We start from the raw sequence: 13,772 nt of genomic DNA on the forward strand, positions 1-13,772 counted from the left end.
TTTTTATTCTAAATATAATGTATAGTGGAGGTAGTTTTATGGAAAATTTATATGCCAAAATCGGACAACGTATTGTGCAGATACGACACGCAAATAATCTAACTCAATACCAGCTCGCTGAAATGCTTGATATTTCTGTAAAGCACTGCAGCGCAATCGAACGAGGCAAATCCAGTCTCTCATTAGAGAAAATGATCGATCTCTGTGATATCTTTAATATCGATCTGGATTACTTGATCCGCGGTGTGCAGAAAACTGACGATATACCATCTTATATCCCACACACCGTAGTGGAGATCATGACATCTGATGACGAGGAAAAGAAACAACATTTCCGGGACTATATAGAGATTTTTAATGCTATTTCAAATTCTCAATCACAATAACCGACAATCTTCACATCCGGGTATTTATATTAAAAAAGAAGCAGTTGAAATCTAATATATCCGAATCCTTCGGTACATACCAGCCTCCAACTGCTTCTTTTTATAATTATTTGAAATATTTGTCGATGATCTCATTTGCCTTATCCGTATCATCTGTAACACAGTAAACAACATAATTGCCATCTTCCTTGATAATCGCTTTATCCAGACGACTCGTCTCTGACGGCTTATAGTCTGCATAGGATGTTGTCTGCTTTGCCTTTCTGTCTTCGCATGCTGACTTTACGGCATCCGCAGAGCTCTGATCTGCTGCTTCAAATACTGCAATCTCCTCTGCAGTTGCACCTGTTGATACAACAACTACACTGTTCTTTACCTTATCCGCATCAATCCCATAATAAGTAAGCGCCACATTTGTATCTAACTCGGACAAAGAATCTTCAAACGTCAATCCGTTCTTTAATTCATTTGCCATATCTGTCACGTTTATATTCAGCGCTTCCTTCGAATCACCGTTTCCACCTACCGTTGTGCCACATCCTGCAAGCATACCTGCAATACCAAGGATTGCACACATCTTTAAAATCTTATTCTTCATCTACTCAATAACACTCCTTGTCTGTTCTTCTGTTTTTTCTATATCACAATATCATCCATTCCGGATCTACTGTCTTACATATACATTCTGTCTGATGTATTCCAGCCATTTCTTACAATATTCCTGATTACAATGTCTCCCATCCGTACTTGCATCTGCCGGAAGAACACCGTCTACCGTAACACTGCTTGCTACATCCAGATATATGATATCTCCATAGTCCTTACACATTCTCTTTAACAGCTTATTAAATTTCTTGACATTTTTATTATTATAGATCTCATCCTCATCCGATAGCTTCTTTGAAACCGGAAGGATATTTTCTACATAAATCGTTGCATCCGGTTGGATCTCTCTGACTGAATCAATAAATGTCTTATAGTCCTCAATAAAAATATCATCATAAACCCACCCCAACTCATTAAGTCCGAAGGATATATAGATATTATCATACTGCTTAAGCTTTAAAGCTTCTAATGTCGTTATCATTCCCTTATCTGTCGAAACGATTGAATCCGTCATAACTTTTTCGATATTCAGACCCTTCGAACAGAATGCATCCAGATTACTCATCCCCGTATATAAACTCAAGCCTTCTGTCCTGGAATCTCCAATGATAACTGCGGTATCAAAATAAGCATCATCCGTTGCATTTGCCGGTTTGAAAAGCTTTTTATCATACCAGTCATCTCCCTTTGATGAGAGATCCGGATCTTTATCATTTATATATTTTAAAGTTGCTCCGCCTTCTGCTTCCGAAGTAGATGCTTCCTCACCGGTCGTTACTGTTTCCGTTGTCGGTTCTTCTGTTGTCGGCGCCTCTGTCGTTACTCCTGTTGTAGCTTCTTCCGTATCCTCTGTTGTCGGTTTCTCCTCCGTTCGATCTGCATCGGACTTTGTTGCAACATTTTCCGTGTTCACATCCCTGCCGAAATCTATAATTTCCTGTCTATATTTTGTAGCAAATATCGCAATGGAACTCGCCAGAAAAATTACCGCGACCGCAATAATTTTACATCTGTCGACCTGTGCGTTATGCTGCTTTGCGTTATATCGTTTATCATTGTCCATTATCTGTGCTTCCTCTTTTGATCTTACATTCTAATAAAAGGAAAGGGTTATTACCCCGATTTAATCAGTGTTCACATTATAACATACCACTTTACATAAGTGTACAGATTTTGAAATTTCTACATAATTCGCAGTTTTAGTCGTTTTTCGACTTTTCCCATTGTTGAAATTAACAAATCTTGTTTCATTTTTATGGACACTTTTTAACTTAAGTGTTACTATTCTATTAGATTTTTGAGATGAGTCTGTTTTCACACTCACACATACATAATATTATCTTGCAGACTTTTTCCATTTTATGTATCTTATATTCAAATATTTATCACTTTATATGGGAGGCAACTATGAGCTTTAGCGCAAAAAACTATGATTTTAAAGGCGAAACCTGTATTGAGCTTATCGCAGGAGATTTTCGTGCGTTGATCGCACCTTTTAACGGAAGTAATGTAATGAAGCTGGAAAACACAGCTCTTGATATTGATATTTTAAGAAATGATCTGTCACTTTCTCCGGCAGAATTAAAAGCTGCTGCCGAAGTATATGGCATGCCTACCTTATATCTTCCAAACAGATTATCTCATGGAAATCTGAAAACCTCAGATGCCATGTATCATTTTCCTTGTAACGATCCACTCGGAAACCATCTTCACGGTTTCCTTCACAAACGCTGCCATACAATTGATGACATGTATGTAGAAGGTGAAAGTGCTGTTGCAAAGACATCTTATGTATATGATGAAAATGATGAATTTTTCGAGACTTTCCCTGTCAGCTTCAAGGCTGAATTTGTCTTTACACTGACAGCAGACGGACTGGATTATTCCTTTACACTGACTAACCTTTCCAAGGTGCAGATGCCTTATGGTGTATGTAACCACATTGCATTCAAAGCACCATTTACAAATGGCGGAAGCGGCGCAAATGTTCGTTTACAAGTTCCAATCGGTGACAAATGGGAACTCAGCGACACCTGCATCCCGACCGAGAAAACACTGCCGCTTACCAGATATGATATGATGTACAAAGAGGGTGACATGGTTCCTGTTCTTCAGGATATCGACAACGACCTCTATACCGCGGAGATGAATGAATTAGACGGCAAACCATTCTATGGCGTCATCGTTACAGATAAAGTTACAGGCGTCCGTGTCTGCTACGAAGTATGTGATGTTATGAAATACTGGATCATGTGGAATGATCACGGCATGAAAGAATTCTTCTGTCCGGAACCTATGAGCTGGAACATTGATGCTCCGAATCTCTCCGGCGACCCTGCCGTAACCGGCTACACCGAACTGGCTCCCGGCGAATCCAAAACCGTAACCGAGCGAATCTTTGTCCGGTAGAAAATAGTTTATAATAAAGCATTAACTTTATATCTATCATCATACACAGGTTTGACAGTAAAAAAAGACATACATATTCCTGTAGCAGACCTCTTTTCACGTCGGTACTTAATGAACCGCAAAAGCGGTGAATTTAGAACCGTTACGTGAAAATAGAACGAAAGTGTTCTGCGAAAGGAATGATATATGTCTCTTTTTATTGTCAGACCGTCATGCAAACAGGGCCTTAGCTAAAAAACACGGCATATGTATTCTGTGTAAGGAATAGCATATGCCATGTTTTCATATAAGGCTCGGTCTTATTCGTTCTCTACCGTTCCGCCGATATACCATTTTCCGCCCTTCTTGTAACAGATCAGTGACATCTTGTCATCCTCTGTCTCTGTCTCTCCAAGGTAGTTTATTGTCATGGTATAATCAACATCACAGATATAAGCACATCTTACTTTGCTTGCTACAGATGTATCACCATACAGACCTTCGCACATATTCTTGATAGTTGCTCTGTTTGCCTTCTCTGTTGATGTGATCTTGTAATCAATAGAATACTCAACCCCCATAGAGGTCAGAAGCTCGAAGCTGCTGGATAATGTTGCTACATCATTATCCGCAACGCATTCTTTGTCAACAAGCGATACAATCTTTGCTGTATCCGCTTCTTCGATTCCGGTCATGAAATCATCAACCAGCTTTTTACTCTTCTTTGCTCCACCGATTGAACCGGAAAATAAGAATATTACTGCCGCTGCAATTACCACAAGTGCAATAATGATTCCAATAACTGCTCCTACGCCGGATTTCTTCTTTTTGGTTGGCTGCTGATAATCTGTGCCATATGCATTTCCCGCATAACCGTTCTGCATAGGATCTCCCTGATACTGTGGTCCACCATACTGTGGATCCATCCCCATTCCCTGCTGTGGCTGTGCATCATATGTAACACCCTCCGGCTGCTGTGGCTGGTCATTCCCCGCAAGTTTAAAACCACCACTTGTACCTACTGCTGCCCCACAAACAGGACAAACAGATTCATTTGTCTCTGCTCCGCAATTTGGACAATTCATAATCTCTCCTCCTAAAAGTAAAAAATAATAAATAGTATTTGTGAACTTTTTATGTCTGTTCACATTTTGAGTGTATCAGATGATGATTCTTTTTACAATGATTATTTTTCCACTTTTATCCTGGGTTTTGTTGTCAAATATACTATTTTATTATATAATATGTCCATATGACTGTTTTTATAAAGGGCGTGCTATGTCCTTTGTAAGGGAGAGATCATGAAGCAGCGGATACTGCCTGATAACGGCAGACACTACTTATCTTAATACACATGAAAGGAAGGTATATATTACATGAAGTTTGGTTATTTTGATGATGCCAACAAGGAGTATGTCATCACATCTCCTAGAACTCCTTATCCTTGGATCAACTACCTTGGAACACAGGATTTCTTCTCACTGATTTCAAATACAGCGGGAGGTTACAGCTTCTACAAAGATGCTCGTCTTCGTAGAATTACAAGATACCGTTATAACAATGTACCTATCGATATGGGTGGTCGTTATTTCTATATTAACGAGAATGGTACAATCTGGAATCCGGGCTGGTCACCGGTTAAGACAGAGCTTGACGAATATGAATGCCGTCATGGTATGGGTTACACAGTGATCACCGGTAAGAAGAACAACTTAAAGGCAGAGGTTACTTTCTTCGTACCTCAGAATTATGCCGGAGAAGTTCAGCAGGTTGTTCTTACAAATGAAAGCTCAGAAGAGAAGACTTTCTCATTCTTCTCATTTGAAGAGTGGTGTCTCTGGGATGCACAGGATGACTGCACAAACTTCCAGAGAAACTTCAGTACAGGTCGTGTAGAGGTTGTTGGTTCTACAATCTACCACAAGACAGAGTACAGAGACAGACGTGATCATTTCGCATTCTATACCGTAAATGACGAGATTGACGGTTACGATACAGACAGAGATTCATTCATCGGACTTTACAATGGTTTCCACAACCCACAGGCTGTTGAAGCCGGCAAAGCAAATGATTCATTCGCAGATGGATGGTCACCAATCGCTTCACACTACAAGAAGATCACTCTTGCTCCGGGCGAGACAAAGACTCTTGTATTTATTCTTGGATATGTTGAGATGCCTGTTGACCAGAAGTTCGAAGCTGATGGCAAGACGATCAACAAGGTTAAGGCTCTTGAGATGATGGAGAAATACAACACTCCTGAGAAGGTTGCAGCAGGTCTTGCAGAACTCAAAGAACACTGGAACAACCTCTTAAGCATCTTAAATGTTAATACTCCTGATGATAAGGTTAATCGTATGGTTAATATCTGGAATCAGTATCAGTGTATGGTTACATTCAACCTTTCACGTTCAGCTTCATACTTCGAGTCCGGTATCGGCCGTGGTATGGGATTCCGTGATTCCAACCAGGATATACTTGGATTTGTTCATCAGATCCCTGATCGTGCAAGAGAGAGAATTATTGATATCGCTTCTACACAGTTCCCGGATGGCGGATGCTATCATCAGTATCAGCCACTTACAAAGAAGGGTAATGCAGATATCGGTGGTGACTTCTCAGACGATCCATTATGGCTGATCCTTTCTGTATCTGCATACATCAAGGAGACAGGCGACTGGGGTATTCTTGATGAGATGGTTCCATATGACAACGATATGTCCATCGCTAAACCGATGCTTGACCACTTAAAGGTTTCTTTCTACAAGATCGTAAACAACCTTGGACCACACGGACTTCCACTTGCAATGAGAGCTGACTGGAACGACTGTATCAACCTTTCATGCTTCTCCGATACACCGGGTGAAAGTTTCCAGACATACACCAACCCTAAGTTCGCTGCTGAAGGCGGATACTCAAAGGTTGCTGAGTCAGTTATGGTTGCTACACTCTTTACATATGCAGGTCCTAACTATGTTGCTATTCTTAAGCACCTCGGAATGGACGCTGAAGCTGAAGCTGCTCAAGCTGAGATCGATAAGATGAAAGCTAACATCATGGAATCTGCTTGGGATGGCGACTGGTTCTTAAGAGCATACGATGCAAACGGTGAGAAGATGGGATCTAAGGAATGTAAAGAAGGACAGATCTTCATCGAGCCACAGGGCTTCGCTATTATGTCAGACATCGGTAAAGATCAGGGCTGCGACAAGAAGACACTTGCTGCTATTGATGAGCGTCTGAATACACAGTACGGACTTGTACTTAACAATCCTGCATTCACAAAGTATTACATCCAGTATGGTGAGATCTCAACATATCCGGGCGGATACAAAGAGAATGCCGGTATCTTCACACATAACAATGCATGGATCATCTGTGCTGCTGCTTACGCAGGCGCCGGCGATCAGGCATTCAAATATTACTCAGAGATTGCTCCTGCTTTCACCGAGGAGACATCTGATATCCACAAGACTGAACCATATGTATATGGTCAGATGATCGGTGGCAAGGATGCCGGTTCCGATATCGGAAAGCCGGGCAACCACTTTGGTCAGGGTAAGAACTCATGGCTTACAGGTACAGCTGCTTGGAACATGGTAGCTATTTCACAGTACATCTTAGGTATCTCAGCAGACTTCGATGGTCTTAAGATCGATCCATCTATTCCTGCTGCTTGGGATGGTCTGAATGCTACACGTCAGTTCCGTGGTGCTACATATGATATCAAGGTTACAAATCCGGATCATGTAAATAAGGGTATCAAGAGTGTTACTGTAGATGGCAATGCTATTGAAGGCAATGTTCTCCCTGTATTCGGTGATGGCAAGACTCATGCTGTAGAAGTAGTAATGGGCTAATCCATATAACAAATTTCATATAACCATATAATAAAGACCCATATAGATTTATTACACAGATTTCAATTCTGCTATAAACTATATGGGTCTTATTATTTCTTCTGTAAAAATGTGCTCCGTCTATAACGGCATCTCTCTTATAACCTTTACCATAACCGCAACACGATCACGGAATGTATGTCCATTCAATGCAATCTTCTGTCCGGCTTTCGCCTTTGCATCGCGTTCTTCTTCGTGTTTCAGATAATAATCGATCTTTTCTTTCAGATCCTCTCGTCCATGATATGTCACAACATTATCCCCAAACAACTCATGTATTTCTGGAATATCGTCGCTGATTATGAATGCGCCAACGGCCAATGCGTCAAAGATACGATTTGAGATAATTCCATTTTCTCTCATATCATCCCAATGATCATTTAGAAGAATCTTTGCATCATGATATGCCTGTCCAACCTTACTGTTATCCATATAATCACTGACAACATAATCCTGAACCGGAAATTTTTCCCAATGTCTTCCATATACTGTCAGCTTATGTTCTGTTGGAATAAGATCCTTTAAGATCGGCCGGAATACATGCCGGGAGTTTCCTACAAACAACAATTCATATTGCTTATCATGTCCTTCTTCATATACCATCGCACTGTCATCTACACACTGCTGTGCAACTCCCGATGGCACATGAAGCTTCGAGGCAAGCTCATCATGCATTTTCTGAGAAGCGAAGAATACATAGTCATAGGAATTATATTCGTCTATCGTCACATCATCCGGATGTGAAATATTCCACATGATATATTTCCTGTTATCTCCCATCGGTCTGTAATAAGGATTTTTCCCTCTCAGCACGATCACATAACCCGCCCGGCTCTGATCATACCAACGGTCTCTCGGAAGAACATTTGCCTTATACCCAAGCTTTTCAAATTCCTTTTTCATTCCAACAGCAAAATGCTGGTCTCCCCAGTATTTTTTTGATTCATCATCCGGCATCGCCCCACATATATCGATCTCATCCGAACAGACAGGTACATCAAAACACCCACTGATCATCTGAACAAATCCATGCGCAGTATCCTCATATATATGATTCTTTATGACATATGCTTTCTGTTCCGCAAGATATTCTTTCTTCTCTGCCGGCGTCTTTTCATTCATACAGCTAAGATCATACAAATCGTAATCCAGATCAAACCTACAATCCATATCAGCCACCTTATCCTGTCCGGCTTCCATCTCCAACTTCAGACAAACTGTATTATCTTTCTGCTGCCATAATATCCTGATCAGATCATTCTTGCAGTTATACACTGCTTCGATATCATAATCCGGACAAACAAGAACCAATATATCTGTATCAACCCCTACGTTATACCAATCCTTCTTCGCAGTCCGGCTGAGTATCTTCACTTTACAGCCAAGTGCTTCAAGTGCTGCCCCAAAGAATAATGCATGATAATATTCCTCTGCATCTGTACCGGTCTTCGCATCCGACACGGCAAATGCAATTGTCAATTTCTGTTCTGTGAACATATGTGACTGACTGATCTTATCATTGAATAACTGCTTTGCAAGGTATCTCTGCCATTTACCCTTAAATACCATCAGGTCATGCGTACATCTACGTTTCTTTTCCTTTATATCTTCAACACGATCCTCAACGCCATCACTATATACCAATGCTTTTGGACAATAATAGTTCTTATATCCTGCCTGATATAATCGCAGGCACAGATCCACATCTGCATACTCGCCTATATATCGATCATCAAATCCACCAATCTCATCAAATACCGTTTTCTTTATTAACATGGCATTTTTCGAAACTGCTATCCGTTCCTGAAGCTCCATATTAAGATCTGAATCCGGCTGGCCATTTTTCATATTATATGGTTGGATAAAATGTGCTTTTTCCCGTATAACATCCTTAAATCCAATTCCTGTATGCTGAAGCATATATGATTTTTCCTCATTCGCCATTCCGGCAGGGATCTCCGGATAAACCAGTTTCGCTCCAATTGCACCCGGTCTGTCTGCTTCCCGCATAGCTATTAATAACTCATCCAGCCAGCCATCTGTTATTTCTGTATCTTTATTTACAAATAACAGATACTCACTTTCTGTTGTTTCCGCATCCTGATTCCATTTTCCATTCTGATCCAGTCGTATAATCGACACAAGCGGTCGTTTTTCTTCCAGAAAACGGATTTCCTCCATGTGCTTTAACTCACCGCTCTGTTCCAGAGATGGATCTGCCTTCCAAAACATCCGCTCAGTCTTTCGTTCAAACTGAAGTTCCTGTAATCTTGCCAAATCTGCCATCAGGCATCCCTTTGCTGCATCCTCTCGCAGCTTCTTCATCTGCCTGTCAGCCTTGGTCAACTCCGTATTCATTATCTTTTTTTCTGCATTTAACTGTTTCACCTTACCGGAAAAATCAGCATTTTTCTTTTTTAGTACAGTTATCTGTTTTTTCAAACCCGCACTTTCTTTCTTAAGTGCATTTATTTCAGCAAGCATGTTTCTCCATTTACGAAGAAATCCCCGGATACCGGGCAGCTTTGCAATAAAATTCTTTATTCCCTTCAAAGTTTTTTCTTCTCCCGATTTGCATTTTTATGGGCATATTTTCCCTAATTGTTAATTATAACACACCCCCTGTTTGCTATGCAAACCCATCCTGTCACTTTCAAAAGCCACCTTCAAAAGCCCACTGCCAAAAGAATGAGAGAAGGATCATGTATTCAAAAAATATATCTTTAATATCGTTCCGTTTTCAAATATTAATTCTGTCAGTATTATCTCCGGAATGCTTGACACCTACATTCCGGTAACTTAAAATTAATCATATATCAATAGTTATTTGGGGGAAATTTCATGAAAAAGTTAACACTGATCATTCCCTGCTACAACGAGGCAGATGCCCTTCCTCTGTTTGCGGCAGAGTTAAATAAGGTCATAGTTCAACTGACAAACTATAATACAGAAGTTCTTCTGATCAATGATGGTTCATCCGATCAGACATTGACTGTCATGAAAGAAATCTGTGCATCCGACTCACACTATAAATACATCTCATTTTCCAGAAATTTCGGAAAAGAGGCAGCCATGTATGCCGGTTTCTGTAATTCCGACGGTGACTATGCCGCTGTTATGGATGCCGATATGCAGGACCCACCATCTCTGCTTCCCGAAATGTTAAACTGTCTGGAAACCGAAGATTATGACAGTGTTGCGACCAGACGTGTCTCTCGTATAGGTGAACCACCGATCCGTTCTTTCTTTGCCAGAAAATTCTACAAGCTTATCAACAAAATTTCTGATGCCGATATTGTAGATGGTGCAAGGGATTTCCGTTTGATGCGAAAAGAAATGGTTGACAGCATTGTTTCTATGTGTGAATACAACCGTTTCTCAAAAGGTATTTTCGGGTGGATCGGCTTTAAGACCAAATGGATCCAATATGAAAACGTCAACAGAATCGCGGGAGAAACCAAATGGAACTTCTGGGGACTCGTTAAATATGCGATCGACGGTATTATCAACTTCTCGGAAACTCCTATGTCCTTTGCCTCCGGTCTCGGTATTTTTCTGACCATTTTGTCATTTATCATGGTCATATTTATCATTATCCGAAAAGCAATATTCGGTGATCCGGTTGCCGGCTGGCCATCTCTCGCCTGTATCATTATATTCATTGCAGGCTTACAATTCCTCTGCATGGGAATTATGGGAAAATATATGGCAAAGACCTATCTGGAAGTAAAAAATCGTCCACATTATATTATTTCCGAAACAAATAAAGAACACATAGATCGAATAAATTAATTTGTATAGAAGGCGCATCCATTGAAAAAAATATTACTTACTTTACTTACCCTGACTCTGTTCTTTCTTCTGTTTTCCGCACAGACCAGGATAACCGTATCAGCCGCAGAAAACAGTTCCTCTGATGAAACAACGATCAAAGTATCTGCCAAAAATGGCAGTGATATCTCGGACAAACTGCGTGAAGCTCTGATCAATGCAAGAGACCTCGCAGAAAGCTCCGGCCAGATCATAACCGTCAAGGTAAAAAAGGGAGATTACTATCTCTCAAAGTCCCTGCACATATATAGCAACACAACCCTTGATGTAACAGATGTACATTTTACTTATCAGGGTACTAAGAAGATCAACATGGTCATCAGCGGAACAAATGCCCCATACCGCGGCTATGAACATTTCAATTCCAGTGAAGGCTGTTCCGGCTATGATGCCTTTGAAAATATCACGGTACTTGGTGGAATATGGGAAAGCACACCCGAAAATGCCGGCAGTATGATCCGGCTCTTTCATGCCAGGAATGTCACTCTGGATGGCTTGACACTGATTGGCGGAGGTTGTGTACATCAGATGGAGGTCGCTGCCATCGATGGTTTCTATGTCCGCAACTGTACTTTTCTGGATCATGGCAAGAGCGCAGACTCCACAACTAATTTTCAAAAACAGGAATCCATCCAGCTTGATATGCCATACAGTAATCTGGTATATCCCGGTGTCTATCAGGATGGTACGCCTATGAAAAATGTAGAGATTACACATAACACTTTCCGAAATATTGCCCGCGGTGTCGGAACACACACGATGCTTTGTGGATCTTATCATGAAAATATTAATATCAGTAATAATACATTTGAAAATGTATTGGAGGAATGTATCATTTGTCTGAACTATGTAAACTGTCAGATCAAGGATAATACGATCACAAACTGCGGTGGTGGTATCCTTGTTGAAAATGCAAGAGATTACGATCGTTCCATGAATACCTCAATACTGGATGGAAGTAAAGTGTATGCCGGCGCAACCATCCACGACCTGAATACCGAGATCAGCGGAAATACCATACAGATTGTCTACCATCCGACAACCCTGATCGTAGCCGGAATCTATGTATACGGAAAGGATATATCTGATGATGCTCTTGGTGGAGACGGCTATCCTCTGCCTAAAGAAAATCATTATATCAGCTCTATATCTATCCGGGATAATACGATCATAACCGCAGGTGATGGCATAACCATATCCGATGCCAGAAATTGTGAGATAGCAGGGAATTCCATCAAAGGCGCAAAATTTTCAAAGAAAGATCCATATGCCAGATACAGAGATGGAATTCGAGTTGATAAACAAAGCTCCGATATCTCTATAACAGGAAATTCTATTAAGAATATGTCCAGAAACGGTATTGTAATATATGATCGTTCCTCTCTGTCCGGCATAGTAAACAACAATATTAAAAGCTGTTCCAAGTCCGGAATCAAATTAACAGAACACAGTATCTGTGCAAATGATATAACAAATAATATAATAAAAAAATGTTCTTTCGGTGGTCTGATAGTTGAAAACAACAGCACGACTTCCGATATCATCGGGAATACACTCTCAGCGGTAAGCGGTAATCCCGCCATCAAAATCAGCAACATGAGTACTGTCCGTTATATCAACTCCAACCAGATTTATGACCTGGGGGAGTACAGAAAAAAAGAGGTTGCCTCGGGCATCGTAGTAAGCGGCAGATCAACTTCAAAAGGAATAGAAAGCAACCGGATCTATGCATCCAAGTCTAAATACTCCTCCGGTTACGGCATTCTGATTGATTCAGATTCCAGATTATCTGAATCAGTCAGCAACAACACAATTTCAAATACAAACGAATACTCTATTGCCGTTAAAAGCTATTCCAAGATAGCAGGTCAGATTAATCGTAATGATATCACCTCTGCCAGAAAAAGTGCTATTGCTGTTACCGATTCCTCCATAATCTGTGATAATATCGAAAGCAATCATATCTCAGGCAGCGGTACAAACGGTATCTTACTTGATAAAAAAGCAACCGTCCGGAACAGCATCGCCGGTAATGTTATTACAGAATGTAATAACTATGGCATCAATATCCAGAGTATAGAAAACGACCTGACCGTTGCCCACAATGAACTGAATGAAAATAAGAACGCTGCTATTAATATTGCCGCAGGAAAAAAGAATCTGACCACTATATCAGGAAATATATTATCCGGCTCAGCTTCAATCAGTGGTATCCGGCTATCCAAATGCAAAGTATCGATTGCATCCAATGAATTTGAAAAATTCAAATACGGAATCCATGCTGCAGCTTCCGTTTCAGGGTCAATCTATGATAATATATATAGTGATATAGCAAAAAAAGAAATCTACATCGATAAAAAAGCCCAGAAAATGAATACAGTCATTTCATCAACAGTCGAAACTACGACAGATAATGGAAAAAATAAAGCAACGATCACATGGGATGCTGTAAAGGGAATGGACGGATACGAATTACAATACAGCACATATGCAGATTTTTCCAGCAAACAGGTTATCCACCTGAATGCAAAACAGACATCTTATACCCTACACGATCTGCCAAATAACAAACCGGTTTATTACCGGATCAGGGCATATAAAACAGTGGAAAACATCTGTATTTTCGGAAATTTCCAGACGAACTATTTTATTCTCAGATAAA

Annotated in this window: 9 protein-coding genes; 5 read left to right on the forward strand and 4 right to left on the reverse strand. The window is 40.5% G+C overall.

Translation table 11 applies throughout. The annotated features are described in order from the left end of the window. Positions 1-38: 38 nt before the first annotated feature. On the forward strand, positions 39-386 hold the full coding sequence (locus tag GT641_RS06345) for a helix-turn-helix transcriptional regulator (RefSeq protein ID WP_049941097.1): 348 nt from the start codon (positions 39-41) through the stop codon (positions 384-386). A gap of 106 nt (positions 387-492) precedes the next feature. Here the strand turns inward: GT641_RS06345 and GT641_RS06350 are convergent, their stop codons facing one another. Both GT641_RS06350 and GT641_RS06355 read right to left on the reverse strand, forming a co-directional pair. Then, positions 493-984, reverse strand: a complete 492-nt coding sequence (locus GT641_RS06350) for a DUF4358 domain-containing protein (RefSeq protein ID WP_008401753.1) — start codon at positions 982-984, stop codon at positions 493-495. A 66-nt stretch (positions 985-1,050) separates the two neighbouring features. Next, on the reverse strand, positions 1,051-2,055 hold the full coding sequence (locus GT641_RS06355; RefSeq protein WP_161117095.1) for a GDSL-type esterase/lipase family protein: 1,005 nt from the start codon (positions 2,053-2,055) through the stop codon (positions 1,051-1,053). A 344-nt stretch (positions 2,056-2,399) separates the two neighbouring features. On the opposite strand from GT641_RS06355, the gene GT641_RS06360 reads away from it, so the two are divergent. Beyond that, complete coding sequence (locus tag GT641_RS06360) at positions 2,400-3,401, forward strand: aldose 1-epimerase (RefSeq protein ID WP_119963286.1); 1,002 nt, start codon at positions 2,400-2,402, stop codon at positions 3,399-3,401. Between the two features lie 299 nt (positions 3,402-3,700). Here the strand turns inward: GT641_RS06360 and GT641_RS06365 are convergent, their stop codons facing one another. Beyond that, on the reverse strand, positions 3,701-4,465 hold the full coding sequence (locus tag GT641_RS06365; RefSeq protein ID WP_044945546.1) for a hypothetical protein: 765 nt from the start codon (positions 4,463-4,465) through the stop codon (positions 3,701-3,703). A 291-nt stretch (positions 4,466-4,756) separates the two neighbouring features. Between GT641_RS06365 and GT641_RS06370 the strand changes: the two genes are divergently transcribed. After that, entirely contained in the window at positions 4,757-7,240 is a 2,484-nt protein-coding gene (locus tag GT641_RS06370; protein ID WP_008401748.1) for a glycosyl transferase, read from the forward strand. Positions 7,241-7,360: 120 nt separating this feature from the next. On the opposite strand, the gene GT641_RS06375 is transcribed toward GT641_RS06370, so the two are convergent. Beyond that, positions 7,361-9,832, reverse strand: a complete 2,472-nt coding sequence (locus GT641_RS06375; RefSeq protein WP_161117096.1) for a glycosyltransferase — start codon at positions 9,830-9,832, stop codon at positions 7,361-7,363. A 288-nt stretch (positions 9,833-10,120) separates the two neighbouring features. On the opposite strand from GT641_RS06375, the gene GT641_RS06380 reads away from it, so the two are divergent. Together GT641_RS06380 and GT641_RS06385 are read left to right on the forward strand one after the other, a co-directional pair. Further along, a complete protein-coding gene (locus GT641_RS06380; RefSeq protein ID WP_119963289.1) occupies positions 10,121-11,071 on the forward strand; it encodes a glycosyltransferase family 2 protein in 951 nt (316 codons plus the stop codon). A gap of 21 nt (positions 11,072-11,092) precedes the next feature. Continuing rightward, positions 11,093-13,771, forward strand: a complete 2,679-nt coding sequence (locus GT641_RS06385; RefSeq protein ID WP_161117097.1) for a right-handed parallel beta-helix repeat-containing protein — start codon at positions 11,093-11,095, stop codon at positions 13,769-13,771. Position 13,772: the final 1 nt, after the last annotated feature.

Origin of the sequence: Clostridium sp. BIOML-A1, assembly GCF_009874105.1 — a bacterium.
GTDB lineage: Bacteria > Bacillota > Clostridia > Lachnospirales > Lachnospiraceae > Coprococcus.